The organism is Zoogloea sp., from assembly GCF_028689785.1.
Lineage (GTDB): Bacteria > Pseudomonadota > Gammaproteobacteria > Burkholderiales > Rhodocyclaceae > Zoogloea.
In genome coordinates, this window is sequence record NZ_JAQVCN010000002.1 from 126433 (window position 1) to 152468 (window position 26036).

At 66.2% G+C, this 26036-nt stretch carries 25 protein-coding genes; 22 read left to right on the plus strand and 3 right to left on the minus strand.

The window, feature by feature from the left end:
* Window positions 1-7: 7 nt before the first annotated feature.
* A complete protein-coding gene (locus PHI64_RS01785) occupies window positions 8-2476 on the plus strand; it encodes a M28 family peptidase (protein WP_299877648.1) in 2469 nt (822 codons plus the stop codon).
* 49 nt (window positions 2477-2525) lie between these two features.
* Here PHI64_RS01785 and PHI64_RS01790 read toward each other — a convergent pair whose 3' ends face one another.
* Together PHI64_RS01790 and PHI64_RS01795 are read right to left on the minus strand one after the other, a co-directional pair.
* Entirely contained in the window at window positions 2526-3785 is a 1260-nt protein-coding gene (locus PHI64_RS01790) for a putative Na+/H+ antiporter (RefSeq protein WP_299877651.1), read from the minus strand.
* An 83-nt stretch (window positions 3786-3868) separates the two neighbouring features.
* A complete protein-coding gene (locus tag PHI64_RS01795; protein WP_299877654.1) occupies window positions 3869-4423 on the minus strand; it encodes a TetR/AcrR family transcriptional regulator in 555 nt (184 codons plus the stop codon).
* Window positions 4424-4804: 381 nt separating this feature from the next.
* On the opposite strand from PHI64_RS01795, the gene PHI64_RS01800 reads away from it, so the two are divergent.
* The 21 genes from PHI64_RS01800 (at window position 4805) to PHI64_RS01900 (ending at window position 24122) form a co-directional block, all read left to right on the plus strand.
* Window positions 4805-5626: an alpha/beta hydrolase gene (locus PHI64_RS01800; protein WP_299877658.1), complete on the plus strand. Its 822-nt coding sequence runs from the start codon at window positions 4805-4807 to the stop codon at window positions 5624-5626.
* Window positions 5627-5640: 14 nt separating this feature from the next.
* Window positions 5641-5940: a hypothetical protein gene (locus tag PHI64_RS01805; protein WP_299877661.1), complete on the plus strand. Its 300-nt coding sequence runs from the start codon at window positions 5641-5643 to the stop codon at window positions 5938-5940.
* Between the two features lie 17 nt (window positions 5941-5957).
* On the plus strand, window positions 5958-6794 hold the full coding sequence (locus PHI64_RS01810; protein WP_299877664.1) for a protocatechuate 3,4-dioxygenase: 837 nt from the start codon (window positions 5958-5960) through the stop codon (window positions 6792-6794).
* Between the two features lie 9 nt (window positions 6795-6803).
* On the plus strand, window positions 6804-7148 hold the full coding sequence (locus tag PHI64_RS01815) for a non-heme iron oxygenase ferredoxin subunit (protein WP_299877667.1): 345 nt from the start codon (window positions 6804-6806) through the stop codon (window positions 7146-7148).
* Window positions 7149-7178: 30 nt separating this feature from the next.
* Entirely contained in the window at window positions 7179-8552 is a 1374-nt protein-coding gene (locus PHI64_RS01820; protein WP_299877670.1) for an SRPBCC family protein, read from the plus strand.
* Window positions 8549-9085 (plus strand): 3-phenylpropionate/cinnamic acid dioxygenase subunit beta, encoded by a 537-nt coding sequence (locus tag PHI64_RS01825; RefSeq protein WP_299877673.1) that lies wholly within the window; start codon window positions 8549-8551, stop codon window positions 9083-9085. The genes PHI64_RS01820 and PHI64_RS01825 overlap by 4 nt, the downstream gene beginning before the upstream one ends.
* A gap of 9 nt (window positions 9086-9094) precedes the next feature.
* Complete coding sequence (hcaB, locus tag PHI64_RS01830; RefSeq protein WP_299877676.1) at window positions 9095-9889, plus strand: 3-(cis-5,6-dihydroxycyclohexa-1,3-dien-1-yl)propanoate dehydrogenase; 795 nt, start codon at window positions 9095-9097, stop codon at window positions 9887-9889.
* Window positions 9890-9955: 66 nt separating this feature from the next.
* Window positions 9956-10960, plus strand: coding sequence for a nitronate monooxygenase (locus PHI64_RS01835; protein ID WP_299877679.1), 1005 nt, complete (start codon window positions 9956-9958; stop codon window positions 10958-10960).
* 41 nt (window positions 10961-11001) lie between these two features.
* A complete protein-coding gene (locus PHI64_RS01840; protein WP_299877682.1) occupies window positions 11002-11784 on the plus strand; it encodes a fumarylacetoacetate hydrolase family protein in 783 nt (260 codons plus the stop codon).
* A gap of 57 nt (window positions 11785-11841) precedes the next feature.
* Window positions 11842-12987, plus strand: a complete 1146-nt coding sequence (locus PHI64_RS01845; protein WP_299877684.1) for an ABC transporter substrate-binding protein — start codon at window positions 11842-11844, stop codon at window positions 12985-12987.
* Between the two features lie 12 nt (window positions 12988-12999).
* Window positions 13000-14799 carry a feruloyl-CoA synthase gene (locus PHI64_RS01850; protein WP_299877687.1) on the plus strand — a complete coding sequence of 600 codons (1800 nt, stop codon included), beginning with the start codon at window positions 13000-13002 and terminating at the stop codon, window positions 14797-14799.
* Between the two features lie 75 nt (window positions 14800-14874).
* The gene (locus tag PHI64_RS01855; protein WP_299877690.1) at window positions 14875-15831 is read left to right on the plus strand and encodes an acetaldehyde dehydrogenase (acetylating); all 957 of its coding nucleotides are present in this window, start codon (window positions 14875-14877) and stop codon (window positions 15829-15831) included.
* Between the two features lie 11 nt (window positions 15832-15842).
* Window positions 15843-16904 (plus strand): 4-hydroxy-2-oxovalerate aldolase, encoded by a 1062-nt coding sequence (gene dmpG / locus PHI64_RS01860; protein WP_299877693.1) that lies wholly within the window; start codon window positions 15843-15845, stop codon window positions 16902-16904.
* 5 nt (window positions 16905-16909) lie between these two features.
* Complete coding sequence (locus PHI64_RS01865) at window positions 16910-17911, plus strand: FAD-binding oxidoreductase (protein WP_299877695.1); 1002 nt, start codon at window positions 16910-16912, stop codon at window positions 17909-17911.
* A 21-nt stretch (window positions 17912-17932) separates the two neighbouring features.
* The gene (locus PHI64_RS01870; RefSeq protein WP_299877698.1) at window positions 17933-18982 is read left to right on the plus strand and encodes a branched-chain amino acid ABC transporter permease; all 1050 of its coding nucleotides are present in this window, start codon (window positions 17933-17935) and stop codon (window positions 18980-18982) included.
* 29 nt (window positions 18983-19011) lie between these two features.
* A complete protein-coding gene (locus tag PHI64_RS01875; RefSeq protein WP_299877869.1) occupies window positions 19012-20772 on the plus strand; it encodes a branched-chain amino acid ABC transporter ATP-binding protein/permease in 1761 nt (586 codons plus the stop codon).
* Window positions 20769-21518: an ABC transporter ATP-binding protein gene (locus PHI64_RS01880; protein WP_299877700.1), complete on the plus strand. Its 750-nt coding sequence runs from the start codon at window positions 20769-20771 to the stop codon at window positions 21516-21518. Before PHI64_RS01875 ends, PHI64_RS01880 begins: the two co-directional genes overlap by 4 nt.
* A gap of 1 nt (window position 21519) precedes the next feature.
* On the plus strand, window positions 21520-21939 hold the full coding sequence (locus PHI64_RS01885) for a PaaI family thioesterase (RefSeq protein ID WP_299877702.1): 420 nt from the start codon (window positions 21520-21522) through the stop codon (window positions 21937-21939).
* 44 nt (window positions 21940-21983) lie between these two features.
* Window positions 21984-22421, plus strand: coding sequence for a hotdog fold thioesterase (locus PHI64_RS01890; RefSeq protein WP_299877704.1), 438 nt, complete (start codon window positions 21984-21986; stop codon window positions 22419-22421).
* Window positions 22422-22552: 131 nt separating this feature from the next.
* Window positions 22553-23242 (plus strand): dienelactone hydrolase family protein, encoded by a 690-nt coding sequence (locus PHI64_RS01895; protein ID WP_299877708.1) that lies wholly within the window; start codon window positions 22553-22555, stop codon window positions 23240-23242.
* A gap of 10 nt (window positions 23243-23252) precedes the next feature.
* Window positions 23253-24122: an alpha/beta hydrolase gene (locus PHI64_RS01900; protein WP_299877711.1), complete on the plus strand. Its 870-nt coding sequence runs from the start codon at window positions 23253-23255 to the stop codon at window positions 24120-24122.
* A 143-nt stretch (window positions 24123-24265) separates the two neighbouring features.
* On the opposite strand, the gene PHI64_RS01905 is transcribed toward PHI64_RS01900, so the two are convergent.
* The gene (locus PHI64_RS01905; RefSeq protein ID WP_299877714.1) at window positions 24266-25951 is read right to left on the minus strand and encodes an adenosylcobinamide amidohydrolase; all 1686 of its coding nucleotides are present in this window, start codon (window positions 25949-25951) and stop codon (window positions 24266-24268) included.
* Between the last annotated feature and the right edge of the window lie 85 nt (window positions 25952-26036).

Below are 26036 nucleotides of genomic sequence, written 5' to 3' on the forward strand. Positions count from 1 at the left end.
GCACCTTATGTCTGTAGTGACCGGTGATCCCGATTCCGAGCGGGGGGCGATGCTGTCAAAGCCTGAAGACCAGTACTTCACGACGATGACGGTGGCGCCGTCGGGCCTGCTGTACCTGGCCTACGACTGTGCAATCAGGCGTGTCGGCCCCGACGGGCTTGTGCAGGATTTTGTGGGCGGCAGCTGCGGTTACAGCGATGGCAGCGGGTCGGCGGCCCGCTTCAGCGGGATTTACGGGGTGGCCTCGGACGGGGATGGAAACCTGTTCGTGAGCGATACGGGCAATGCGGTCATCCGGAAGGTGAGTCCATCAGGCGATGTCACCACCGTATCCGGGGTTGCGGGCCAGGCGGCTGTGGTCGACGGCCAGGCCAGCTCGGTACGCTGGATGGCGCCCCGCGAGCTAGCGGTTGACCGCGGCGGGAACGTCTTCGTCGTGGACAGCCTCGGAGCCGACCCGGCTGTGGGCCGGCAGGTGCGCAAGCTGTTGACCACCGGAGAGGTGAAGCCTGTTGCCGGTGGTCTCCTGGGGGCCTATTCCAATCCTGGGCGGATGGCTGTTGACTCGGTTGGGTCGCTCTACCTTACCGTCAATACGGGCATGATGGTCGCGTGCATCGACCGGTGCTTTGGGTGGAGAGACAGTTCATCAGTGCTGAAGATCGACACGGCTGGCAAGGCGTCGATCCTGGCAGGCTCGACGACGACCGGGACGATGGGTGCCATGGATGGGCCTGCCAATGGCGCACGCTTCAACTACGCCGAAGGCATCGTCGTGGACAATGTCGGGAATGTCTATGTGTCCGATGTGCTCAACGAAGCCATCAGAAAGATCGGGCCCGACGGAACTGTCAGCACCGTGATCGGTGTGCTTCCCACGAACGCGCCGAGTTCGGGTGTAAGCAACGACGACCCCAATCTCATCGGTGGCAAGGTGGTGACCGGTGCCTTGCCCGGTCGCCTGCGGCTGCCCGATGCTCTCGCGATGGGGCCTGACAATTCGTTGTATATCTCTGTGGGGCGACGGCGCTACCGCCATGTCCAGTTGTCCGACGGCGCCGGCTTTGCGGTACTTCGAGCGGATATGACGAGCTCGGTGGCGGATGCTGCCCGCAAGCATCTGGCCGCTCTGCAGGCAATCGCCGACGCGAACGGAGGTCACCGTGCCGCCGGATCAGCCGGCTTCGATGTGTCCGCGACCTATGCCGAGCGTGTTCTACGAAACCTTGGGTTCTCGGTGAGTCGGCAGTATTTCGACTTTGATGGCTTCTTCTGGGTTGCACCGGGCCGCCTGGAGCAAGTTGCGCCGGCTGCGGGTGGCAGCATTGCCAACATCATTGCGCTGTACTCAGGGAGCGGAAGCGTGACGGCGGCCGTCGCTCAGCCGTCTTCGCTAACCGGGTGCACGGCAACGGCCTTTGATGGCTTTCCGGTGGGCAGTATTGCCTTGATCAGACGTGGTGACTGCACCTTCCCGGTGAAGGCCCGGAACGCTTACCTTGCAGGAGCGAGCGGGGTCGTGATCTACAACAATGTGGAGGGAGAGCTCAGGATCAACTTGCTGGAAGACTTCACTCCCAACATTCCTGTTGTATCAACCACGCAGGAGGCCGGCGAGCGTCTGGCCCGAACGGAGGGGCTTCGGATGCGGCTGGAGGCGCAGACCGTCCGTGGAAATATCCGCACGAGCAACGTGATCGCCGAGTTTGCCGGTTCCAACCCGGAGCGCGTTGTGATGATGGGTGCTCATCTCGATTCGGTAAATGCCGGGCCGGGTATCAACGACAACGGGAGCGGCGTGGCGGCGTTGCTCTTGGCCGCAGCGCACGTGGCCAAGTCCAGGCCTTACAACACCGTCCGTATCGCCCTCTGGGGGGCCGAAGAGCCAGGCGACCTGGGGTCGCAGTTCTACGTCGGGGCGCTTTCGCCCGCGGAGAAGGAGGCTCTGGCGCTCTACTTGAACTTCGACATGATCGGCTCGCCCAACGCCGGGTTCTTCGTGTACGACGGCGATGGATCAGGGGGGGGTGTTGCCGGGCCGGCGGGTTCTGGCGAGATCGAGCGCGTTCTCGAAGACTACTATCGCTGGCATGGGGTTCAGCCCCGTGGAGTGGCGCTGTGGCTGTCGACTGACCATCTGTCGTTTGTATCGGCCGGCATTCCTGTCGGAGGCATCTTCTCTGGCCACGACGGTATCAAATCGGCAGAGCAGGCAGCACTCTGGGGCGGAACCAGTGGTGCGGCCTATGACCCCTGCTATCACAAGGTCTGCGATGTTCTAGCCAACGCCGACAACAGCGCGTTCCGCTTCAACGTTCAAGCGGTGCTGGCAGCCTCATGGCACTTCGCGATGAGGCCTGACCTGCCCTTGGCGAGCACGCAGACAACAGCCTTGCATACTGCTAGCGCTGCCCGTCAGTCTCCTGTGTTTTCTCGTGACAGACACGGGATTGCGGAAGGCACGAGCGTGAAATAGACCGTCCGCCCCGGCGGTCTGTATCAGTGCATCGAGGGCAGGCGTCGCCTTACAACAACCTGAACGCCAGCCCCGCCACCAGCGTCGGTGCAATGGCTGCTGCGAGCAGCCCCAGCGGATTCACCGCCTCGTCACTGAAGCTGCCCTTGAGGATGGATACGCCGGCCGGGTTGGGGGCGTTGGCGATGATGGTGAGGCCACCACCGGTCACCGCGCCGGCAACCAGGGCGTACTTGAAGTCATCGGAGAGGCCTTCGACGAGGGAGCCCAGGTAGGTCAGGGCGGCGTTGTCGGTGACGGCGGTGAGGGCGGTGGCGCCGATGAAGACGGCGTCACTGCTCATGCTCATCAGCAGGGGCTGGAGCCACCATTGCTGCTGGCCACCCAGCACCACCAGCCCCGCCAGAAAGAAGGCAACCAACAGGCCCTCCTTCAGGATCAGACGGTCCTGATGGCGGATGTAGGCGTGGGCCACCCCCAGGAAGAACAGGAACAGGCCCATGAAGATGGCCGGGTGGTGGGCAAAGACCACCACGCCGCAGAGGAAGAGGATGTGTACCAGGGTGAGGATGAGGGGTACACGGGGCGTGCTTTCATCCCGGGGGGCAGGGGCCAGCGCGGCCAGCTCACGGTAGAAGAGCAGGGTCGCACCCAGGGCGTTGACGCCGACGGCGATGGCGGCCTTCCAGCCGAACTGGCTGAGCATGAAGTGGATGTCCCAGCCCCAGGGGCCGGCCACCATGAGCACCGGCGGTGCGGCGAAGGGCGTGAGGGTGCCGCCGATGGAGATGTTGACGAAGAGCACTCCCAGGGTGGCGTACATCAGCCGGGTGCTGAGGCCACGGATGAAGAACTGGTCGCGCAGGATGAGTGCCGCAAGAGTCATGGCGGCGGGCTCGGTGATGAAGGAGCCGAGCAGGGGCACGACGGACAGCACCGTGAAATAGGCCGCCGCAGAGCCGGGCATGGGAAGGGCCCGGGCGATCAGGCGCACCAGAGCGGAGGCGGCCTGCAGGATGGGCCGGGTGCCGGCGATGACCATGATCGCAAAGACGAACATGGGCTCGGTGAAGTTGCGTGACTCGATGTACTCGATAGCCGGCGCCGAGCCGAGCAGGGCGAACATGGCCACCATCAGGATCATGGCCCAGAAACCGAACACGACCTCGATTTCGCCCAGCAGGTGCCACAGGCCCGCGTGCCGGGGCCCGGCGTGGGCCAGCTTCTCAAAGAACTTGGTGGCAAAGGTGTGCAGGATGGCGATGGCGAAGAGTGCAGCGCCGATGAACTGAATTGGGGTTGCTGTCACGCAGGGCTCCTGGGGGAAGGTCAGTGCAGGGGTTCCATTCCAGACTTGCCCGGCGGGCATGAGTTCCGGGCTGGGCTCTAGGGTCAGGGCTTTTGCAGCAAAAACTTCTCGACGAACTCCCGGCGCTGCTGGCGCTGGGTTTCGGTGCCCTGACCGCGCATCAGCGATTCACTGATCATGTAGCTGTACAGCACGAAGGCGCGCATGCCCGCCTCCTGGAAGTTGAAGCCCAGAGCCACAAAGCACTGGGATACATAGGAGAGGCGCTTGGCGTCCACTTCGTCCACGACCTGGCGGGCCATGTCGTCCCGCCGTGCCCAGGCGCGGATAGCCAGTTCGATGGAGGCCGAGTTGAAGGCCGCCGTGCCGCGGAAGGGCAGGGAGGCAAGCTCTCGCACCAGGGCTTCCGGATCGGCGCCGCTCCCTTCGAAGCGGCCGATGATCTGCTCGGTGGCCGCATCGCGCCACGACCTGAGCAACTGCTTGAGCAGGTCGTCCCTATCCTGGAAATGCCAGTAGAAGCTGCCACGGGTGACCTTGAGGCCCTTGGCCAGCACGTCGACGCGCACGGCATCGATGCTCTTGTCCACCAAAACGTCAGTGGCGGCCTTGATCCAGTCGGCCGGGGTGAGCTGCACTTTTCCGGACGCTGTAGAGGGGGAGGCGGGAGGGGCGGGAGAGTCGGTTGCAGACATGAGAAAAGGGGGGCCAGCGGATGGCGGATTGTATCAGCTTCCCCGTGCATTTCCGGCCTGGCGCCAGGTGGGCGGATGCTGTCCGGAGGGGGCTGAAGGGGGGAGTTTGTTGATGTCTATAAACATACATAAGTGTATTGAAAATCTATGTCTTTGGTTTGTCTATGGATGGGTAAAAATTGTTTATGCTTTTATTGCATTGAAAATAAAACGAAAAGTCATAAACTGGATGCTCTTTGGCCTTGATCTGGATCAAAAACGCTTGCCATGCAGGAAAATATCCGTACCATACACATACACATGTGTATTGAACACGGAGACAGAATGGAAAAGCACCCCGGCATTGGCAAGACCCTTCTTGCCGCAGAGCACCAGACCAACTACCTGGAAGAAGGCAGCGGCAAGCCGCTGTTCCTGTTGCATGGCTCGGGCCCCGGCGTTTCGGCCTGGACCAACTGGGGCAAGGTCATGCCCGATCTGGCGCCGCACTTCCGGGTGATTGCCCCGGACATCGCCGGCTTCGGCTTTACCGAGTTCAAGGCCGACAGCAAGTACGACATCAAGCTGTGGGTCCGCCACCTCACCGGGATCATGGATGCCCTCGACATCGAGAAGGCCTCCTTTGTCGGCAACTCCTTCGGCGGCGCACTCTCCATCGGCCTGGCCCTGTTTGCCCCCCAGCGGGTGGACAAGCTGGTGCTGCTGGGTACCCCGGCCGGTGAGTTCGTGCAGACCCCGGGCCTGCGCTCCGCGTGGGAATACGAGCCGTCCATGGAAAACATGGAAAAGACCATGCGTCTGTTCCCGTTCAACCAGGACATCATCACCGAGGAGATGATCCGCACCCGCTTCGAGGCCAGCGCCCGCCCCGGCGCCCAGGACGCCTTGCGCAAGCTGATCCCCAAGCCCAACAGCGATGGCCCTACCCTCGTCAAGGGCTTCCCCGAAGCCTCCGTGGTCAAGATCGAAGCGCCCACCCTCGTCCTGCACGGTCGTGAGGATGGCGTGGTGCCCCCCGAGTGCGGTTTCCTGCTGGCCCGGGCGATTCCCAAGGCCGAACTGCATCTGTTTGGTCAGTGCGGCCACTGGGTACAGACGGAGCACCGCACCCGCTTCCTGCAGCTCGTGCGCGATTTCTGCGCCTGACCCCGGAGCTGACCATGAGCCGCAATGTGCTGGAAAAGCTGATGCACCAGTTGTGCGTCGATCGCACCGTCAAGCAGCGCTTCAAGGAAGACCCGGAAGGCCTGCTGGCCCGCTACGCCCTCAGCGAAGAGGAGCGCGCCATGGTCACCGGCTTCGATGTGGCTGGAATGCAGAAGCACGGGGTCAATCCGATGCTTACCCTCGGTTTCTGGACCGAGAACGCCCCCAACCGCCACCCCGCCGCCTACATGAAGGCCCTGCGTGGTGCCGCCGCCGCCGAAGGCCAGGTCTTCTCGGCCGGCCTCAAGCAATAAGAACTCAGGAGTTTCCCGTGGGAAAAATCGTAGGCGGCTTTCTCGTGCCGCATGACCCGGTGATGTTCGTCGCGCCCGAGGCGCCGGCGGAAGACATCCGCAAGCGCATGTGGGGTGCCTTCGACACCTGTGCCGAGCGTCTGGCCGGGCTGGAGGCCACCAGCGTGGTGATCATCGGCGCCGACCACTACTTCAACTTCGGCACCGGCTGCCTGCCCCAGTACATCATCGGTACCGGCGATGTGGACGGCCCGCTGGATGTGCTGCCCGGCCTCAAGCGCCAGATCATCCCCGCCAGCGAAAAGCTGGCCGGCTTCATCGCCGATCACGGCCACGCCAATGGCTTTGACTGGGCCGTGGCGCGGGCCTTCACGGTGGACCACGCGGTGGCCATCCCCGACCGCCTGATCATCGACCCGGTGCGCGCCCGCGGTCAGTCCATCGGCACCATCCCGGTGTACATCGCGGCGGGCGTCGACCCCTTCATCAAGATGAAGCGGGCCATCGAGCTGGGCGGCGCCATCAAGGCGGCGGTCGAGGCCATGCCCGACGACGAGCGCGTGGTGGTGATCGGCAGTGGCGGCATCAGCCACTGGGTCGGTACTCCCGAGATGGGCAAGGTCAACGAGGCCTTCGACAGGGAAATCATGGACTACGCCTGCACCGGCAACCTCGCCGCCATCCAGGCCCTGTCCGACGACTACATCCTCGACAACGGTGGCAATGGCGGCATGGAAATTCGCCAGTGGGCCGTGGCCATGGGCGCCATGCCCGGCGCCCGCGGGGAAATCATCGATTACGCCCCGGTCCGTGAATGGGTCACCGGCCTGGGCTTCGTGCAACTGTTTGCCTGAGGAACACCCATGTCCCATCCGATTCTGCTGCTCAAGCGTGGCGATCTCGAACCCGGCAAGGTGCGCAAGTGCGAAGTCGGCGGCCAGGCGCTCGCGGTTTACAACCTCAACGGCACCTTCTACGCCACCCAGGACGGGTGCACCCATGCCACCGCCTCGCTCTCCGAGGGTGACATCGTGGACGACGACTGCATTGCCTGCCCGGTGCATGACGGCACCTTCCATATCCCCACCGGCCAGCCCATGAGCTTTCCCTGTGAGCACCCCATCCGCACCTTCAAAGTGATCGATGAAGGTGACGACGTGCTGGTGGATCTGGACCAGGAATCCGACGAAGCGGCCGACGCCGTCTGACAACAACACGTAGCGAGGAGACACACCACCATGTGCACAACCCAAGGCGCCACGCCGATTCGCCTCAAGCGCCGGCCCATCGCCCAGTCCATCGAGAACCTGGATCAGCTGATGAACCTGGAAAAGGGCCGCATGTCCCGCGACCTGTTCTGGGACCGGGACATCTACGAACAGGAGCTGGAGCGCATCTTTGCCCGCTGCTGGCTGTTCGTGGCCCACGAATCCCAGATCCCCAAGGCCGGCGATTACGTGTCCACCTACATGGGTGAGGACAACGTGCTGATCGTCCGCCAGAAGGACGGCAGCGTGAAGGGCTTCCTCAACACCTGCCCGCACCGGGGCAACAAGGTGTGCTTTGCCGATCTGGGCAACGCCCGCCAGTTCGTGTGCAACTATCACGGCTGGGCTTTCGGCATCGATGGCGGCCTGAAGGGCATGGCCGCCTCTGAAACCTATGAAGCGGCCGGTATCGACAAGTCCGAGCACGGCCTGCACCCGGTGGCGCAGATCGACAGCTACCGCGGCCTGATCTTCGCCACCCTCGACCCGGACGCGCCCAGCCTGGCCGAATACCTGGGCGACATGCGCTACTACCTGGACGCCATCTTCGACATGGACGAGGGCGGCACCGAATTCATCGGCGGCTGCGTCAAGTCGGTGATCCAATGCAACTGGAAGTACGCCTCCGAGAACTTCGTCGGCGACATTCTGCACGCGCTCTGGACCCACGACTCCGGCGCCAAGGCCATGGTCGGCGGCCCGGTGGCCGAGGTGCACAAGACGCCCGAACAGTCCTACCACGTGAACTTCAACGGCCACGGCTGGGAGTTCAACCAGGACATCGTTGGCAACTGCGCCACCCTGGGCGAAAAGGAGCTGCTCAAGTACCTGTACGTGCTGCAGCCCAAGGTGGCCGAGCGCCTGGGTGATCTGCGCTCGAAGATGATCGGCGCCATCTCATCCTGCACCCTGTTCCCCAATACCTCCTTCCTGCCCGGTCAGAACACCTTCCGCACCTGGCACCCCCGCGGCCCGGGGCAGATCGAGCTGCACACCTGGACCTTCGTCAATAAGAATGCGCCCCAGGAAATCAAGGACAAATGGCGCAAGGGCACCATGATGACCTTCAGCCCCTCCGGCGTCTTCGAGATGGACGACGGCGAGAACTGGGAATACTCCACCCGCAGCAATGCCGGCTTCGTCACCCGCCAGCAGGACCTCTACTTGGGCCTGGGCCACGACACCCGCGTCGAGGATACCGACCTGCCCGGCAACGTCTTCCAGGGCCAGATCAACGAGGCCAACCAGCGCGCCTTCTACCAGCGCTGGCTCGACCTGATGAAGTCCGAGAGCTGGAAAAACGTGCCCCAACGCGACGTGCCGAAGATGAAGGAGGGTGTATGAACGCCAAGACCGCCTTGCCCGAGATCGGGGTGGATGCCGAGACCCAGCGCCGGGTTGAGCAATTCCTCTACCGGGAGGCCCGCCTGCTCGACAACGAGCGCTGGGACGACTGGCTGGCCCTGATGGCCGAGGACATCCACTACTGGATGCCGACCATGGAAAACCGCCGCCGTGCCGACAAGAACGGTACTTACGCGGTGGACCGGGGCGCCCTCTACAACGACAACCTGGTGGACCTGACCCGTCGCGTCACCCGCTTCAAGCAGCCCACCGCCTGGGCCGAAGACCCGGCCACCCGGCATGCCCACGTGGTCGCCGGCATCGAGGTGTACCAGGGCGAAGCCCCCGGCGAGTTCATCGTGCATAGCACTTTCGTCAACTACCGCAGCCGTGTCGAGAAGGACAACGACCTGCTGGTGGGGCGTCGCGAGGACGTGCTGCGGGCCGATGGCGACGGCTTCAGGCTGGCCCGGCGCAAGATCATCATCACCCAGTCGGTGCTGATGGCCAAGAACCTCAACACCTTCCTCTGAGGCACGACCATGGGCTGGCTCAATGGCTACGTGGCACTGGTGACAGGAGGCGGCTCGGGTATCGGCCGCGCCGTCGTCAAACGCTACATTGCTGAAGGATGCACAGGGGTGGGCGTGATGGTGCGCAGCCAGGAGCAGGCCGACAGCCTGCTCGCCGAGTTTGGCGACCAGGTGGTCACCAGCCTTGGTGACGTGCGCTCCGGCGCCGACAACCAGAAAGCGGTGGATGCCACCCTGCGGCGCTTCGGCAAGCTCGACACCCTGGTGGGCAATGCCGGTGTGTGGGATTTCTTCACCCGCCTCGAGAAGATGAGCCTCGACGAGCTGGACAAGAGCTTCGACGAGATCTTCGGCGTCAATGTGAAGGGCTATGTGCTGGCCGCCCGCGCCGCGGCGGCGGCCCTGCGCGAGAGCAAGGGCAGCATGATCTTCACCCTGTCCAACTCGGCTTTCTATGCCGGCGGCGGCGGCCCGCTTTACGTGGCCTCCAAGCACGCCGGGCTGGGGCTGATCAGGCAGCTGGCCTACGAATTCGCCCCCGACGTGCGGGTGAATGGTGTGGCACCCGGGGGAACGGTCACGCCCCTGCGCGGCCCGGAGAGCCTGGGCAAGGGCGAACGGCGCCTGTCGGAGATCCCCAACTTCCAGGAGAACGTCGCCAACGCGATGCCCCTGAAGATGATCGCCCAGCCCGAGGACCACGCCGGCCATTACGTGCTGCTGGCGTCCCGGGACAACAGCCGGGCCACCACCGCCACGGTGATCCAGAGCGACGGTGGATGGGAGATACGCCCCATGCGATGAGCCTGCCCCGCCCGCGCCAAAAAACATAAGAAACGACGCAGCAAAGAGCACCCAACGGAGGAAGAAATGAGCTTCACGCGTAGCCTGACTGCGCCGCAGCAGGACTTTGTCGACATCATCGGCCGCAGCACCCTGCCGCTGATGGCCGCACCGATGTTCCTGGTCTCGGGGCCCGAGCTGGTGATTGCCTGCGCCAGGGCCGGCATCATCGGTTCCTACCCGGCGGCCAACGCCCGCAACGTGGACACCCTCCGGGAGTGGATGGCCCACACCCGCGACGCCATCCAGGCCGACCGCCCCGGCGCGCCGTGGTCCCTCAACATGATCGTGCACAGCAGCTACGACCGCTTCGACGCGGAACTGGCCCTGGTGCAGGAGTTCCAGCCCAAGATCGTGTCCACCGCCCTGGGCAGCCCGCGCCGGGTGCTCGACATCGTGCATGGCTACGGCGGCATCGTGATGGCCGACGTGATCAACCCGGCCCTGGCCCGCAAGGCCGCCGACGCCGGTGCCGACGTGCTGGTGCTGGTGACCCAGGGGGCAGGGGGGCACACCGGCCACTACCACCCCTTTGCGCTGCTCGCTGAGGTGCGCAAGTTCTGGTCTGGCCCCCTCGGCCTGGCCGGCGCCATCACCACCGGCACCGACATCCGCGCCGCCCAGCTGCTGGGGGCCGACTTCGTGCTGGCCGGCACGCGCTTCATCGCCACCCCCGAAAGCCTGGCCGAGCCGGCCTACCGGGATCTCATTGTCACGAGCAGCCTGGAAGACCTGGTGGCCACCAAGGCGGTGTCGGGCGTGCTCGCCAACTGGCTCAAACCCACCCTCGACAAGGCCGGTTTTACCCCGGAACAGCTGCGCGAAGAGAAGAAGATCGACTTCTCCGGCGACATCGTCGAAGCCCCCAAGGCCTGGAAGACGGTGTGGTCCGCCGGCCACGGGGTGGGCGGCATCGACGCCATCGCCGGCACCGACGCCATCGTCCGCCAGCTGTACCGGGAATACGCCGCCTGTCTCGACGACGAGCTGGCCGACCTGACCCGGCTGCGCAGCCGTTACCCAGCCATGTAACCCGGCCCTGTAAGGCCGACCCCTTTCCCCGAGAACACAGCATGAATCAGGACAAGATCAAGGCCGCCGCCGCGGCCCTGCGGCAGGCCCGCGCCACGCGCGTGGCCATCCCCCGCATCTCCGAGCAGTTCGGCATCCACGGCGCCGACGAGGCCTACGCCGTGGCCCGCTGCAACAGCCTGCTCGACATCGCCGAAGGCCGCCGCGTGGTGGGCAAGAAGATCGGCCTCACCTCCCAGGCCGTGCAGCAGCAGCTGGGCGTGGACCAGCCCGACTACGGCGTGCTGTTTGCCGACATGGAGTTTCTGTCGGGCAGCGAAGTGCCGGCCAGCCGCTTGATCCAGCCCAAGGCCGAGGGCGAAATCGCCTTTGTGGTGGGGCGCGACCTGGACAGCGAGAGCCTGAGCTGGGGGCGTTTCCTGCTCGGGCTCGAATACGCCCTGCCGGCCATTGAGATCGTGGACAGCGCCATCCAGGACTGGAAGCTGACCCTTGTGGATACGGTGGCCGACAACGCCTCCTGCGGGCTCTACGTGCTGGGCCTCGAACCCCGCGCCATCGGCACGGTGGATTTCGCCCTGGCCGGCATGGATTTCCGCAAGAACGGCCACACCGTGTCGGTGGGCAGCGGCGTCGCCTGCCTGGGCAATCCGCTGCTCGCCGCCTACTGGCTGGCCCGCAACATGCAGCAGCTCGGCGACCCCCTCAAGGCCGGTGACGTGATCCTCTCCGGCGCCCTGGGGCCCATGTTCCCCTTCGTCGCCGGCGACCACCTGCACCTGTCCATCGCCGGACTTGGCAGCGTCGACTGCCGCACCGCTTGAACCCCGTTTCACCGTGTTTATAGCAGTTACAAAATCAACCCTGAGGAGACGAACACCATGAACCGCCGCCACTTTCTTGCCAGCCTGTCCGCCGCCCTGATGCTCGCCTTCGGCGGCGCCAGCCAGGCCCAGGCCCAGACCGTCACCATCGGTGTGAGCGTCAGCTCCACCGGTCCGGCCGCCTCCCTGGGCATTGCCCAGAAGAACACCATCGAGCTGCTGCCCAAGACCCTGGGCGGCCTGCCGGTGAACTACGTCCTCCTCGACGACGCCTCCGACCCCACCGCCGCCGGCAAGAACGCCCGCCGTTTTGCCGACGCCGACAAGGTGGACGCCATCATCGGCTCCACCACCGTGCCCACCTCCCTGGCCGTGGCCGAGGTGGCCAGCGAAGCGAAGATCCCGCAGATCGCCCTGGCGCCGTTCCCGCCCAAGCAGATCCAGTGGGTGTTTCCGCTGCCCCATGGCGTGGGCGTGATGTCTGCAGCCCTGTTCGAGGAGATGAAGAAGCGCGACACCAAGACCATCGCCTTCATCGGCTTCAGCGACGCCTATGGCGAAGCCTGGCTGAAGGACGTGGAAAAGCGCGCCGAAGCCAGCGGCATCAAGCTGGTGGCGGTCGAGCGCTATGCCCGCACCGACCAGTCGGTGACTGCCCAGGCGTTGAAGCTGGTCGGCAAGAAGCCTGACGCCATTTTCATCGCCGCCAGCGGCACCCCGGCGGCGCTGCCCATGCGCGCCCTGCGCGAGCGTGGCTTCAAGGGCCAGTTCTACCAGACCCACGGCGCCGCCAACAACGACTTCCTGCGCGTCGCCGGCAACACCGACGAAGGCCTGATCCTGCCCACCGGACTGGTGCTGGTGGCTGAACAGTTGCCCGACAGCAACCCGAGCAAGAAGGTCGCCCTGAGCTACCTGAAGGCTTATGAGGGCAAACACGGCGCCGGCTCCCGCAACCCCTTCGGTGCCTACGCCCATGACGCCTACCTGCTCCTCGACAAGGCCGTGGCCACCGTTGGCAAAAAGGCCGCGCCGGGTACGCCGGAATTCCGTGCCGCCCTGCGCGATGCCCTGGAGAAGACCAGCAACCTGCCCCTGACCCATGGTATCAACACCATGTCGGCCACCGATCACTCCGGCCTCGGTGAAGGCGCCCGCACCTTGATCACCATCGAACAGAACAGCTGGAAGCTGTTGAAGTAAGCGGAGGCGGCCATGAGCTTTTTTGACAATCCCGGCATGCTGGCCCCGCCCAGGGTGACCCGCATCGACCTCTCCAGGGGCGGCTTCATCCTGGCCTGTTCCGACCCCCTGGAAGAGGTCACCCGCTGCATCGGCGACTGGCTGGAATACTGGGCCGCCCGCACCCCCAATGCCCTGTTCCTGGCGGAGCGGGATGCGGAGGGCGAATGGGTGCGCATGACCTATGCCCAGGTCCGCGAACAGGTCGGCAAGCTGGCCCAGGGGCTGCTCGACTTGGGCATTGGGCCCACGGCGCCAGTGGTGTGCCTGTCCGACAACAGCCTCGATCAGGCCTTGCTGACCTTGGCCACCATGCACATCGGGCGGCCCTTCGCCACGGTGTCCAGCGCCTACTCGCGGCTGGCCAAGGACTACAGCAAGGTCGCCACCATCCTCCAGGAGCTGGCCCCCGGCGTGGTGTATGCGGGCGACGGCGCGGTGTATGCCTCGGCAATCCGCGCCAGCGCCGTGTCCTGCCCGGTGATCCTGAGCACCAACGCCTACCAGCTGGACGGCAGCCTGTCCCTGGCCGAGCTGATGCGCACCCGGGAAACCCCGGCGGTGATGGCCGAGTTTGCCAAGATCACCCCGGAGACCCACGCCAAGTACCTGCTCACCTCGGGCTCCACCGGGCGGCCGAAGATCGCCATCAACACCCACCGCATGCTCTGCGCCAACCAGAAGCAGATCCAGCAGAGCTGGCCTTTCCTCAAGGAAGAGAAGCCGGTGATCGTGTCCTGGCTGCCCTGGAGCCACACCTTCGGTGCCAACCACAACTTCAACCTGGTGCTGTGCAACGGCGGCAGCTTCTACATCGACGAAGGCCGCCCGGTGCCGGGCCTGATGGAGAAGTCGGTGCGCAACCTGCGGGAGGTGCAGCCCAACCTGTACTTCAATGTGCCCCGTGGCTTCGATGCCCTGATCGCCTTCCTGGAGCAGGACGAATCCTTCGCCCGGGATTTCTTCGGGCGCCTGCGGGCGGTGTTCTATGCCGCGGCGGCCTTGCCCCAGTCCACCTGGGACCGCCTGGAAAAATCCGCCCAGAAGGTGCTCGGCGAGAAGGTTTGGTTCACCTCCGCCTGGGGCGCCACCGAAGCCTCGCCGCTGCTCACCAATGTGCACTGGCGCCTCGACGGCCCCGGCTGCATCGGCCTGCCGGTGGCCGGCACCTCCATCAAGTTCCTGCCCAACGGTGACAAGCTGGAGATGCGCGTCAAGGGGCCGCAGGTGTTCCCGGGCTATCTCAACAACCCGGAGAAGACCGCCGAGGCCTTCGACGAGGACGGCTACTACAAGATCGGTGACGCCGGCCTCTTGATCGACCCGGCCCGGCCGGAGCGGGGCATCGCCTTCAACGGGCGGGTAGCCGAGGACTTCAAGCTCACCACCGGCACCTGGGTATCGGTGGGCACTCTGCGGGTCCGCGCCGTCACGGCCCTCGCGCCTTACGCCCAGGACGTGGTGGTCACCGGCCACGACCGGGACGAGGTGGGCCTGCTGGTTTTCCCGGCACCCGCCGCCAAGGATGTACCGGCCGATCAGCTCCATGCCCACGTGCGCGAAGGGCTGCGCAAGCTCAAGGCCGAGGGCGGCGGCGGGTCGTCCCAGAGCCCAACCCGGGCCATGCTGCTCGACGAACCGCCGAGCATGGACGCGGGCGAGATCACCGACAAGGGCTACATCAACCAGCGGGCGGTTCTGGCCCGCCGGGCGGATGAAGTCCTCAGCCTGCACACCTCGCCCAAGCTCGACCGGGTGGTCTTCCTCAAATAAATCCCCAAGGACGCAGCGCCCCTGGCCATGCCCGGCCGGGGCGCGCTCGGCCTGAATTTCCCCACGGGAGCAATCATGAACAAGAAACTGAAGGTAGCCATTGTCGGCTCCGGCAACATCGGCACCGACCTGATGATCAAGATCCTGCGCCACGGCGAGCACCTAGAGATGGGTGCCATGGTGGGCATCGACCCGACCTCGGATGGCCTTGCCCGGGCGGCCCGGATGGGCGTCGCCACCACCCACGAAGGGGTGGAAGGGCTGACCCGCCTGCCGGTGTTTGCCGACATCGACATCGTTTTCGACGCCACCAGCGCCGGAGCCCACGTCAAGAACGACGCCTTTCTGCGCAGCCTCAAGCCCGGCATCCGCATGGTGGATCTGACCCCGGCGGCCATCGGCCCCTACTGCATCCCGGTGGTCAATGGCGCCCTGCATGACGACGCCCTCAACGTGAACATGGTCACCTGCGGCGGCCAGGCCACCATCCCCATGGTGGCGGCGGTGAGCCGCGTGGCCAAGGTGCATTACGGCGAGATCATCGCCTCCATCTCCAGCAAGTCGGCCGGCCCCGGCACCCGCGCCAACATCGACGAGTTTACCGAGACCACCTCCAAAGCCATCGAAGTGGTGGGCGGGGCGGCCAAGGGCAAGGCCATCATCATCCTCAACCCGGCCGAGCCGCCGCTGATGATGCGTGACACGGTGTACTGCCTGTCGGAGATGGCCGACGAGGACGAGATCGCCGCCTCGGTGGAGCGCATGGCCGCCGACGTGCAGAAGTACGTGGCCGGCTACCGCCTCAAGCAGAAGGTGCAGTTCGACATCATTCCGGCCTCGCGCCCCATCAACATCCCCGGCGTCGGCCCGCGCATGAGCGGCCTCAAGACCTCCGTGTTTCTCGAAGTGGAAGGCGCCGCCCACTACCTGCCGGCCTATGCCGGCAATCTGGACATCATGACGTCCGCCGCCAAGACCACCGCCGAACGCATGGCCGCCCGCATCCTGGCCACCGCCGCCACCGCTGCCTGAGGAGACCGCACATGAACCCCGACAAGAAGATCTACATCTCCGACGTGACCCTGCGCGACGGCTCCCACGCCATCCGCCACCAGTACAGCGTCGAGCAGGCCGTGCAGATTGCCCGTGCCCTGGACAAGGCCAAGGTGGATTCCATCGAGGTGGCCCACGGCGACGGCCTGCAGGGCTCCAGCTTCAACTACGGCTTTGGCGCCCACACCGACCTGGAGTGGATCGAGGCGGTGGCCGACACGGTGAAGCATGCCAAGGTGGCGACCCTGCTGCTCCCCGGCATCGGCACCGTGCATGACCTGAAGGCCGCCTACAGCGCCGGCGCCCGCATCGTGCGCGTGGCCACCCACTGCACCGAGGCCGACGTGTCGCGCCAGCATATCGAGGTGGCCCGGGAACTGGGCATGGAGGCCGTCGGCTTTCTGATGATGAGCCACATGACCACGCCCCAGGCCCTGGCCCAGCAGGCCAAGCTGATGGAGAGCTACGGCGCCACCTGCTGCTACGTGGTGGATTCGGGCGGCGCCCTGTCCATGAACGATGTGCGCGAGCGCTTCCGGGCCTTCAAGGATGTGCTGAAGCCCGAAACCGAGACCGGCATCCATGCCCACCACAACCTCAGCCTGGGCGTGGCCAATTCCATCGTAGCGGTGGAGGAGGGCTGCGACCGGGTGGACGCCAGCCTGTCGGGCATGGGCGCCGGGGCCGGCAACGCCCCCCTGGAAGTCTTCATCGCCGCAGCCGACCGCATGGGCTGGAACCACGGCTGCAAGCTGTACACCCTGATGGACGCCGCCGACGACATCGTGCGCCCCCTGCAGGACCGCCCGGTGCGGGTGGACCGGGAGACCCTCGCCCTGGGCTATGCCGGCGTGTATTCCAGCTTCCTGCGCCATTCCGAAGTGGCCGCCAAGAAGTATGGCCTGAAGGCGGTGGACATCCTGGTCGAGCTGGGCCGCCGCCGCATGGTGGGCGGGCAGGAGGACATGATCGTGGACGTGGCCCTGGACCTGCTGAAGGGCCATGAGCACGACGCCGTGCATGCCATTCCCACCATGAGCGAAGCGGGCTGAGCATCATGGGCACGAATCTCCTCGTCCGGCTGTCGCCAAACGGCGGCAGCTTTGAATGTGCGCCGGGCCAGACGGTGCTCGACGCCGCCCTGGCCGCCGGCTACTGGCTGCCCCACAGCTGCCGCACCGGCACCTGCAACAGCTGCCACCTGGGCTTGCTGGAAGGGGCGGTGGAACACGCCCCGACCCGTCCGGACGGCACCGATGTGCCGGCCGGCCAGTGCCGCACCTGCCAGGCCGTGCCCACCGCCGAGCTGCTGCTGGACGCGCCCAAGGTGCCGGCCGAGCCGGGGCAGCGGGTGGTCACCACCGGCGCCAAGGTGGTGGAGGTGAGCCGCCCGTCCCACGATGTGGTGGTGATCCGCCTGCAGGTGCCGCCCGCCGCCGGCTTCAGCTTCAAGGCCGGCCAGTACGCCAGCGTGATCCTCAAGGACGGGGCGAAGCGCAGCTACAGCATGGCCAACGATCCGGAGGAGGCGGGTGTCATCGAGTGGCACGTGCGCCGCATGGAAGGCGGGCGTTTCTCCACCCACGCCTACGACAAGCTCAAGGCCGGCGGCCTGCTGCGCATCGAGGGGCCCTACGGCGACTTCGTGCTGCAGCCGGGCGACGCGCCCATCGTGCTGCTGGCTTCGGGCACGGGCTACGCCCCCATCGCCGCGCTGCTCAAGACCCACGGCGCCGAGATGGCCCGCCGTGGGGCGGTGCTGTACTGGGGCGGCCGCCAGCGGGCCGACCTGTACGCGGTGGACAGCGTGGCCGCCTGGGAGGCGCAGTACCCGGGCATTCGCCTGGTGCCGGTGCTCTCCGAGGCTGGTCCGGAGTGGGCTGGACGGCGTGGTTTCGTGCACGCGGCGGTGCTGGCGGATCTGCCCGATCTCTCAGCCCACGAGGTGTATGCCTGCGGCAACCCGCTGATGATCGATGCGGCGCGCAGCAGCTTCACCGCCACGGCGGGGCTGCCGGCGGAGCGCTTCCTTGCCGACGCCTTCGTCGTCAATAGCTGAACCCGGCCGGAGGAGATTTTCATGGATTTCAGTATCTTCGCGATCCTGGCCCAGGACGGGGTCACCAACGGGGCGGTCTACGCCCTGCTGGCCATGGCCCTGGTGCTGGTGTTTTCGGTGACGCGCATCATCTTTCTGCCCCAGGGGGAGTTCATCGGCTTCGGTGCCCTCACCGTGGCGGCCTTGCAGAGCAGCCAGTTTCCCAGGCTGATCTGGCTGCTCATCGGTATCGGCGTGCTCACCTTTCTGGTGGAGCTGGGTTCGGCCCTGCGCCAGCGGCGCTACAAGCCGCTGCCGCGGCGCCTGCTCATGTGGAGCGTCATCGAGAACCTGATCTACCCCCAGTTCATCTGGCTGCTGGCCCACAGCTTCGACTGGCAGGGCATGCCGATGGCGGTGCAGATCCTGTTCACCCTGGCCATCACCGTGCCCTTGGGCATCATGATCTATCGCGTCGCCTTCCAGCCCATGGCCGAGGCCTCGGTGCTGGTGCTGCTGATCGTCTCGGTGGGCGTGCATTTCGCCCTGCTGGGCATGGGGCTGTTCATCTTCGGGCCAGAAGGTTCGACCACCCACGCCTTCACGGAGTGGAGCACTGCCCTGGGCGAGATGCCCGTGTCGGGGCAGAGCGTGGTGGTGATGGCGGTGGCGGGCAGCCTGATCGGCCTGCTCTACCTGTTCTTCGACCGCACGCTGTATGGCAAGGCCCTGCGCGCCACGGCGGTGAACCGCAAGGGTGCGCAGCTGGTGGGCATCGGCACCAGCCAGGCCGGGCGCATGGCCTTCGGCCTGGCGGCCGGCCTGGGCACCCTGGCCGGTACCCTCATCGCGCCCCTCAACACCGTGGGTTACGACACCGGGTTCGTGGTGGCCCTGAAGGGCTTCGTGGCGGCCATCGTCGGCGGTCTGGCCAGCTATCCGCTGGCGGCGGCAGGGGCGTTGCTGGTCGGCCTGCTCGAGAGCTATTCCTCCTACTGGGCGAGTGCGTACAAGGAGGTGATCGTGTTCACGCTGATCATCCCGGTGCTGGCCTGGCGTTCGCTGACTTCCGGCCATGGAGACGAAGAATGAAGATGTCCACCAAGAAGCTCCAGTGGCTGATGTTCGGCTGGTTTTTCGTGTTTCCGTTTCTGCCCGTGCCGGGCTACTGGATCACCATCGGCAACTACATCGGCCTGTATTCCATCGTGGCCCTCGGCCTGGTGCTGCTCACCGGCATCGGTGGCCTGACCTCCTTCGGGCAGGCGGCCTTCGTTGGCCTGGGGGCTTACACCACGGCCTATCTCAGCACCACCCTGGGCTGGTCCCCGTGGGTGGGCCTGGGGGCCGGGCTGGTGGTTTCGGGCCTGGCGGCGGCGTTGATCGGCAGCGTCACCGTGCGCCTGTCGGGCCACTTCCTGCCCCTGGCCACCATCGCCTGGGGGCTGTCCCTGTACTACCTGTTCGGGACCATCGAGTTCCTGGGCAAGTATGATGGGCTGTCGGGTATCCCGGCCCTGAGCGTGTTCGGCATCGATCTGTCTTCACCGCGGGTGATGTACGGGGTGATCTGGCTGTGCCTCGGGGGCTGCCTGATGCTGGTGCTCAACCTGCTCAACTCCCGGCCCGGCCGCGCCATCCGGGCCCTGGCCAAGGGCAAGACCATGCCCGAGGCCATGGGCATCCACACCGCCCAGTACAAGATCCTGATCTTCGTGCTGGCGGCGCTGATGGCAAGTTTGTCGGGCTGGCTGTATGCCCACCTGCAGCGCTCGGTGAGCGCCACGCCCTTTGGCCTGCACATGGGCATCGAGTACCTGTTCATGGCGGTGGTGGGCGGTATCGGCCACGTGTGGGGGGCGATCCTCGGCGCGGTGGTGATGACCGGCCTGAAGAGCCAGCTGCAGGATTGGCTGCCCCTGCTGCTGGGCAGCAACGGCAACTTCGAGATCGTGGTCTTCGGGGTGATGATCGTGCTGCTCCTGCTGTGGTCGCGGGACGGCCTGTGGCCCTGGGTGGCCAGCATGTGGGCGAAGTTCCATCCGCCCGAGCCGGAGGTGGTGGCGCCGGCCATCGCCCCCGATGGCTACAGCGACCTGCCGCGCCGGGCCCGGCCCCAGGCCGGGGCGCTGATCCTCGAGGTCAGCGACGCCCGCAAGCAGTTCGGCGGGCTGGTGGCGGTGAAGGACATGGCCTTCGAGATCCGTGCCGGCGAGGTGGTCGGCCTGATCGGCCCCAACGGGGCAGGCAAGTCCACCATGTTCAACCTGGTGACCGGGGTGTTGCCCGCCACCAGCGGCGAGATCCGCTTCTGCGGCGAGCGCATCGACCAGCTGGATTCCCGGCACATCGTGCGCATGGGCATCGGCCGCAGCTTCCAGCATGTGCACCTCATCCCGCACCTGTCGGTGCTGGAGAACGTGGCCATGGGGGCGCACCTGCGCGGTCGCAGCAGCCCCCTGGCGGCGGCCCTGCGGCTGGACCGCCATGAAGAAGCGCGGCTGCTTTTCCTGGCCGCCGAGCAGATCCGCCGGGTGGGCCTGGGTGAGTACATGCACACCCCGGCGGGCAGCCTGGCCCTGGGTCAGCAACGCATCCTCGAGATCGCCCGCGCCCTGTGCACCGATCCGACGCTGCTGCTCCTCGACGAGCCCGCCGCCGGCCTGCGCCTGAAGGAGAAGGAGGCCCTGGCCGACCTGATCCGCCAGCTCAGGGGTGAGGGCATGTCGGTGCTGCTGGTGGAGCACGACATGGACTTCGTGATGGGCCTGACCGACCGGCTGGTGGTGATGGAGTTCGGCAGCAAGATCGCCGAAGGCCTGCCCGCCGAGATCCAGAACAATGAAGCCGTGCTGGCGGCCTACCTGGGAGGTGTGGAATGAGCGCCGACAACAACAGCAAACCCGTTCTTGAAACCCGCAACCTGAGCGTGCGCTATGGCAAGGTCGAGGCTCTGCGGGCCACCTCGATCAGCCTGCGGGCCGGCGAGATCGTCACCGTGATCGGCCCCAACGGGGCCGGCAAGTCGTCCCTGCTCAACGCCATCATGGGCGCCCTGCCCAGCGAGGGGCAGGCCGAGGGCGAGGTGCTCTATCAGGGGCAGGACGTGTCCCACCACGCCATCGAACTGCGCCTGGGCAAGGGTCTGGCCCTGGTGCCCGAGAAGCGCGAGCTGTTCACCACCATGACCGTGGAGGACAACCTGGTGCTGGGTGCCTACCGGCGGCGCAAGGCGGGCTGGTCCTACCGGGACGGGCTGGAGGGCATCTACGCCGTCTTTCCGCGCCTCAAGGAGCGCCGCCACCAGCTGGCGGGCACCATGTCCGGCGGCGAGCGGCAGATGGTGGCCATCGGCCGGGCGCTGATGAGCGACCCCAAGGTGCTGATGCTCGACGAGCCCTCCCTGGGGTTGGCACCGCGGGTGATGGCCGAGGTCTTTCAGGTGATCTCCCATCTCCGTGATACCGGCGTGGCGACCCTGCTGATCGAGCAGAACTCCCGCGCGGCCTTGAAGGTGTCTGACTACGGCTACGTGCTGGAGGTGGGCGACGTGACCCTGGAGGGCAAGGCCAGCGAGCTGGCCCGGAACCCGCGGGTGATCGAGGCCTACCTGGGGGCGAAGCACTGAGATGAGCATCCTGCGCACTGATCTCAGCGTGGACAGCCTCAACCGGGATGCGGCCGACTGCCTGCCGGGCGCGCTGGGCGTTGAATTCCTGAGCCTGGAGCAGGGGCGGGCGAGCAGCCGCATGCCCCTGCGGCCCATCCACATGGCCCCCAACCAGCGTCTGCACGCGGCCAGCCTGATCGCCCTGGCCGATACCACCACCGGCCATGCGACCATGGCGCACCTGCCGGCCGGCGCCCGCTCCTTTGCCACCATTGAGCTGAAGAGCAACCACCTGGGCACCCTCACGGAGGGTGCCATTGCCTGCGTCGCCACGGCGGTGCATCTGGGGCGCAGGACCCAGGTTTGGGACGCGGTGGTCACCGATGAGGCCACCGGCCGCCAGTTGGTGTTGTACCGTTGCACCCAGATGATCCTTTAACCGGCGCCCAAGGCGTCGGCAACAACAAGATGGAGTGACCCCCAATGAGTATCTGGTTTGCCCCCTTCACCCTGGAAGAAGTCAATGCCCGTGGCGCCACCTGCGCCAACGGCCATCTGGGCATGGAACTGATCGAGATCGGCGAAGACTACCTGCGCGGCCGCATGCCCGTGGATCAGCGCACCCGCCAGCCCGCCGGGGCACTGCATGGCGGCGTGTCGGTGGCCTTTGCCGAGACCCTGGCTTCCTGGTCGGCGGCCCATGCGGTCGACCCGGCCAAATACCACTGCGTCGGTCAGGAGATCAACGCCAACCACGTCCGCGCGGTGACCGGCGGCTGGGTCTATGGCGAGGCCCGGCCCCTGCACATCGGCCGGACCAGCCACGTCTGGGAAGTGCGCATCACCAACGAGGAAGGCAAGCTGGTGTGCATCTCGCGCATGACCGCTGCCGTGCTCAGCAAGCCGAGCGAGTACAAGTAAGACGCTTCGGGTCGTCCTGCGGAGGTGACTTCAATCGCCCCTGCCGGCCCTCCCGCCATCGTCGGCGTGTTCCGAACGCCCTGCCATACCTCCCTTGGGGTGATCTGGCCAGGGCCGCGCAATCTTATTTCATGAGTGATCCGATGAACCCCACCCAGCCTGGACTGATCGACTTTCCCCGCCCCGATGGCAGTTTCTGCCGTGGCCACTTCGCCCAAGCCGGCGCCGACCGCCCGGGTGTGGTGGTGCTCCAGGAGTGGTGGGGGCTCAATCCGCAGATCTGCAGCGTCGTCAATCGCTTTGCTGCAGCGGGCTTCAATGCGCTGGCGCCGGATCTCTTCGGTGGCCGCATTACCCAGGACCCGGATGAAGCCAGTCACATGATGGACGGCCTCGACTTTGCTGGCGCCACCTTCCAGGACATTCGCGGTGCGGTGGCGCATTTGCAGAAGGCGGGCAGTGGGCCGGTGGCGGTGCTGGGTTTCTGCATGGGCGGCGCGCTGACGGTGGCCAGTGCCGTGCATCTGCCTGAAGTGGCGGCAGCGGTGTGCTTTTACGGCATTCCGCCCAGGGATTTCGCCGATCCGGCGCAGATCCGCATTCCTTTCCAGGGGCACTTCGCCAGCCGCGACACCTGGTGTACCCCGGCCGCCGCCGGGGCGCTGGAGCAGGCCATGTGCGGCGCTGGTGCCCAGCCGGAGATCCACCACTACGAGGCGGCCCACGGTTTCTTCAACGCCACCCGGCCCCAGGTATACGACCCGGCCCAGGCGGCGCTGGCCTGGACCCGGACCCTGGCCTTCCTGGAACGCCATCTGTAGAGTCTGGCCGATGCGTGATACCGGCACCTCCGAATACCTCGACATCCGCGGCCTGCGCCACCATGTGCGCCACTGGGGCCCGCGGGATGCACCCACTTTCTTCCTGCTCCACGGCTGGATGGATTCCTCGCCCACCTTCCAGTTTCTGGTGGAGGCCCTCGAACAGCCCTGGCACATCATCGCGCCGGACTGGCGGGGCTATGGCGCCAGCGAGTGGCTGGACCGGCCGTACTGGTTCCCCGACTACTACGCCGATCTGGACGTGCTGCTCGACCACTTTTCGCCGGATGGTCCGGCTACGCTGGTGGGGCACAGCATGGGGGCCAACATCGCTGCCACCTATGCGGCGGTGCGCCCTCAGCGGGTGGCGCGGCTGGCCATGCTGGACTTCCTGGGGCTCCGGCCGCCGCCGGAGGTGGATGCGCCGATGCAGCTGGTGCAGTGGATGGATGCCGTGGCGGAGAGGCCCCAGGTGCGTCCGTATGCGGATGCGGCAGCCCTGGCGCGACGCCTGCGTATGGTCAATCCGCGACTCACGCCCGAGCAGGCCGATTTTTTGTCCCACGCGGTAAGCCGGCCCCGGCCGGACGGGCAGATCGAGATGGCCTGCGACCCCTGGCACCGGGTACATGGCCCGTCGCTCTACCACATCGACGACTCCCTGGCCGCCTGGCGCAAGATCGAGGCGCCGGTGCTGCTGCTGATTGCCGACAAGGGCTTCGTGGATGACCGGATGGGGGACGACCCGGTGGAGTTCGAGCGCCGCATCGGCTGCTTTCCCCAGCGCCAGGTCGTGACCATCACGGATTCAGGCCACAACGTGCAGCACGACCAGCCCCTGCAGGTGGCGCGGGCGCTGGAGGCTTTCCTGACGGCCTGAGCGCAAGGGCTGGCGATCAAAGGCCAGCGCAGCTAAGCCTGTGGGGTCGAATTCATTCGACCGCGGACTTGTGATCGCCGGCATGTCGATGGCTTGGCGTGTCGAGGTCGAATAAATTCGACCTCGCAGGGGCCAGCAGGCTCTCAGTGTTTTGCGCCGGGGAAAGGCGTGATCACACCAGTGAGCGGGTTGAAGCCGTCTGCCCTGTTCCAGTCCACCAGCAGCATGCGCCCGGCGGGGGTGCTGAAGCTGAACTGCCGGCGGCCGGCCACCGAGATGGCGCTCTCGCCGTGGGTGAAGTCCAGCTCCGGCTCGCGCCCCGTGCGGTTGTTGACCACCACCGGAATGCCGGTCTCGCGGGATCGACGCTCCCATACGTCGCCCGGCCCCATGCCGTCCACCGGCGGCCAGTTGGCCGGCACAAGGAGGAGGGCTGCGCCCTGTTCACGCTGGCGGGCGGCGGGTTCCGGCGCGTAGCTGTCGGCGCAGATCAGCACCCCCACGGGCACGCCATCCACCACGAAGGGCTGGCCGCCTGAGCCGGCCACGGACCAGCTCTCGGCCCCACCATGGACGCGCTGCTTGCGATAGGCGCCCAGGATCTTTCCAGTGCGGTCGATCACCGCGACGCTATTGTGCAGGGTGTGATGGCGGGCATCCCGTTCGGCGAAGCCCACAAACAAGGCCACCTTGTTGTCCCGGGCGATGGCGGCGAGGGTGCTCATCCAGGTGTCGGGAAAGGGGGCGATCCAGTCGGTGCCGATGCGCTTGGCGAAGTTGTAGCCGGTCTCCGCCAGCTCGGGGGTGACCACCCAGTCTGCGCCCTGGCGGACGGCCTCGCGGATGCCGGCCTCGATCTGCGCCCGGTTGGCGGCGATCTCGCCCGGTGTCGGGTCCAGGTGGAGCAGCGCCAGGCGCAGGTGGCCGGCGGGCTTGGGCAGGGCCGACAGCGGGTCGGCAAAGCGTCGGGTGCCGGGCAGGAAGAAGCCGTTCTGCTTGCCTAGGGATTCGACCACTGCGCTGTAGGTGGCCTTGCCGATCAGCTCGCCGATGCGGCTGTGGCCACCGGTGTAGCTGGCGGTTGGCGTGCTGGTGCCGGAAACCACGATGATGCTGTCGGTGCCCGTGCCGGTGGCCTGCACACCCGGGGTGTAGGTGCTGGCCACCTGCAGGTCTTCCAGGGCAGCGGTCTTGCCTTCGGTGACGGTGATCAGCGCCCTGGCCAGGGCGGCGTCGGTCAGGCGGATGTTGCTGAGCACCAGGATGTTGATGGTGCCGGCAGGCTCGGCACCCTCGATGTAGCGGCCTTCGTCCACGCCGGTGCGGATGGCGTTGCTCTTGGCGCCGGCAGTGGCCAGCACGGTGACGGTGAGCGGGCCGTGGCTGCGGGTGACGATGGCCAGGTTGTCCAGATCGGCTGCGGTGGCCATGTGGGTCACCTCTGCCTTGCTCAGCCCGAGGCCTTCGGCCGCGGTGCCGAGTACATGCTCGGTGTAGGCCTTGCCGCCGCGGCCGTCCTGGCCGTTGAAGCGCGTGGATACGCGTTTCCAGAGTTCCGGGTGGGCGCCGTGGTTGATGGCAGCGCGGCTGTCCACGAGCCCGTCGCTGGTGGACAAGGCTCGCCGCGCTTCGGGGAAACGGACGATCAGGGTCTTTTCCCACAGTCCGTCCCGCTCACGCTGATCGATCCGGGCGTCGGCCATGACTTCGGCGGGGAGGGGCAGGGCTTCGGCTTCGGCTGCTGGTGGCAGGAGTGCCAGGCCGGCGAGGGCGAGCAGGCTCCCCAGTTTTTTGAGGGCGAGCGTGGCCCGGGGGCGCCATTCAGGCATTGCGTTCTCCTTGGCGTGAGGGGCGGCGGAAAATGAGAAAGGGAGCCACGAGGGCTCCCTTCGTACTGGGCCTCAGCCCGGAAAA

Excerpts from the sequence above, each read along its gene's own strand:
- PHI64_RS01905 (WP_299877714.1), bottom strand. The coding sequence starts at position 25,951 with ATGCCTGAATGGCGCCCCCGGGCCACGCTCGCCCTCAAAAAACTGGGG.
- PHI64_RS01900 (WP_299877711.1), top strand. The coding sequence starts at position 23,253 with ATGCGTGATACCGGCACCTCCGAATACCTCGACATCCGCGGCCTGCGC.
- PHI64_RS01890 (WP_299877704.1), top strand. The coding sequence starts at position 21,984 with ATGAGTATCTGGTTTGCCCCCTTCACCCTGGAAGAAGTCAATGCCCGT.
- dmpG (WP_299877693.1), top strand. The coding sequence starts at position 15,843 with ATGAACCCCGACAAGAAGATCTACATCTCCGACGTGACCCTGCGCGAC.
- PHI64_RS01805 (WP_299877661.1), top strand. The coding sequence starts at position 5,641 with ATGAGCCGCAATGTGCTGGAAAAGCTGATGCACCAGTTGTGCGTCGAT.
- PHI64_RS01845 (WP_299877684.1), top strand. The coding sequence starts at position 11,842 with ATGAACCGCCGCCACTTTCTTGCCAGCCTGTCCGCCGCCCTGATGCTC.
- PHI64_RS01880 (WP_299877700.1), top strand. The coding sequence starts at position 20,769 with ATGAGCGCCGACAACAACAGCAAACCCGTTCTTGAAACCCGCAACCTG.
- PHI64_RS01825 (WP_299877673.1), top strand. The coding sequence starts at position 8,549 with ATGAACGCCAAGACCGCCTTGCCCGAGATCGGGGTGGATGCCGAGACC.
- PHI64_RS01785 (WP_299877648.1), top strand. The coding sequence starts at position 8 with ATGTCTGTAGTGACCGGTGATCCCGATTCCGAGCGGGGGGCGATGCTG.
- hcaB (WP_299877676.1), top strand. The coding sequence starts at position 9,095 with ATGGGCTGGCTCAATGGCTACGTGGCACTGGTGACAGGAGGCGGCTCG.
- PHI64_RS01815 (WP_299877667.1), top strand. The coding sequence starts at position 6,804 with ATGTCCCATCCGATTCTGCTGCTCAAGCGTGGCGATCTCGAACCCGGC.
- PHI64_RS01800 (WP_299877658.1), top strand. The coding sequence starts at position 4,805 with ATGGAAAAGCACCCCGGCATTGGCAAGACCCTTCTTGCCGCAGAGCAC.
- PHI64_RS01870 (WP_299877698.1), top strand. The coding sequence starts at position 17,933 with ATGGATTTCAGTATCTTCGCGATCCTGGCCCAGGACGGGGTCACCAAC.
- PHI64_RS01850 (WP_299877687.1), top strand. The coding sequence starts at position 13,000 with ATGAGCTTTTTTGACAATCCCGGCATGCTGGCCCCGCCCAGGGTGACC.
- PHI64_RS01840 (WP_299877682.1), top strand. The coding sequence starts at position 11,002 with ATGAATCAGGACAAGATCAAGGCCGCCGCCGCGGCCCTGCGGCAGGCC.
- PHI64_RS01835 (WP_299877679.1), top strand. The coding sequence starts at position 9,956 with ATGAGCTTCACGCGTAGCCTGACTGCGCCGCAGCAGGACTTTGTCGAC.
- PHI64_RS01865 (WP_299877695.1), top strand. The coding sequence starts at position 16,910 with ATGGGCACGAATCTCCTCGTCCGGCTGTCGCCAAACGGCGGCAGCTTT.
- PHI64_RS01820 (WP_299877670.1), top strand. The coding sequence starts at position 7,179 with ATGTGCACAACCCAAGGCGCCACGCCGATTCGCCTCAAGCGCCGGCCC.
- PHI64_RS01875 (WP_299877869.1), top strand. The coding sequence starts at position 19,012 with ATGTTCGGCTGGTTTTTCGTGTTTCCGTTTCTGCCCGTGCCGGGCTAC.
- PHI64_RS01855 (WP_299877690.1), top strand. The coding sequence starts at position 14,875 with ATGAACAAGAAACTGAAGGTAGCCATTGTCGGCTCCGGCAACATCGGC.
- PHI64_RS01885 (WP_299877702.1), top strand. The coding sequence starts at position 21,520 with ATGAGCATCCTGCGCACTGATCTCAGCGTGGACAGCCTCAACCGGGAT.
- PHI64_RS01895 (WP_299877708.1), top strand. The coding sequence starts at position 22,553 with ATGAGTGATCCGATGAACCCCACCCAGCCTGGACTGATCGACTTTCCC.